The organism is Aurantimonas marina (assembly GCF_017183135.1).
In the GTDB taxonomy this organism is placed as follows: domain Bacteria; phylum Pseudomonadota; class Alphaproteobacteria; order Rhizobiales; family Rhizobiaceae; genus Aurantimonas; species Aurantimonas marina.
Window position 1 is genome coordinate 1 of sequence record NZ_JADDXW010000056.1, and the last position, 751, is coordinate 751.

1 pseudogene is annotated in these 751 nt (G+C 63.8%); it reads left to right on the plus strand.

The annotated features are described in order from the left end of the window. The first annotated feature begins 36 nt into the window (after positions 1–36). Positions 37–740, plus strand: a pseudogene (locus ING15_RS19280) (IS5 family transposase). Positions 741–751: the final 11 nt, after the last annotated feature.

Genomic DNA, 751 nt, shown 5'->3' on the forward strand with positions numbered 1-751 from the left:
CTAAGCGACCGGGAATGGTCGATCATTGCTCCGCTGCTGCCCAACAAGCCTCGTGGTGTTCCGCGTGTCGATGATCGTCGGGTGCTTGATGGCATCCTTTGGCGGTTCCGAACGGGCTCGCCATGGGCGGAGATACCGGAGCGGTACGGACCGCCGACGACTTGCTACAACCGCTTCGTGCGATGGCGAAAGGCAGGTGTCTGGGACCGGCTTCTCGAAGCCGTGTCCAAGGCGTACGACGGCGACATCGTCATGATCGACTCGTCCTGTGTCCGCGTTCACCAGCACGCGGCCACGGGAAAAAGGGGGATGGAAACGATGGCGGCATGGGACGTTCCCGAGGCGGGCTCACCAGCAAGATCCACGCGCTCGTCGATGCCGAGGGCCGTCCCGTCACATTGCGCCTGACCGGCGGGCAGGTCGCCGACTGCAAGGAGGCCGAGGCCCTGCTCGACGCCCTCGTCGAGGGCGACATCCTGCTCGCCGATAAGGGCTACGACAGCAACGCGATCCGTGCCATGGCGGCAGAGCGAAAAGCCTGGGCAAACATCCCGCCCAAGGCAAACCGCAAAGGCACCTTCGCCTTCTCCGCCTGGGTCTATCGCCAGCGGAACCTCGTGGAGCGCTTCTTCAACCGCATCAAGCACTTCCGAGGCATCGCAACGCGCTACGACAAGGACCCGGCGAACTACCTCGCCGCGGTGAAACTCGTCGCAACCCGCATCTGGTGCCAACCTTAATGAGTCTACGG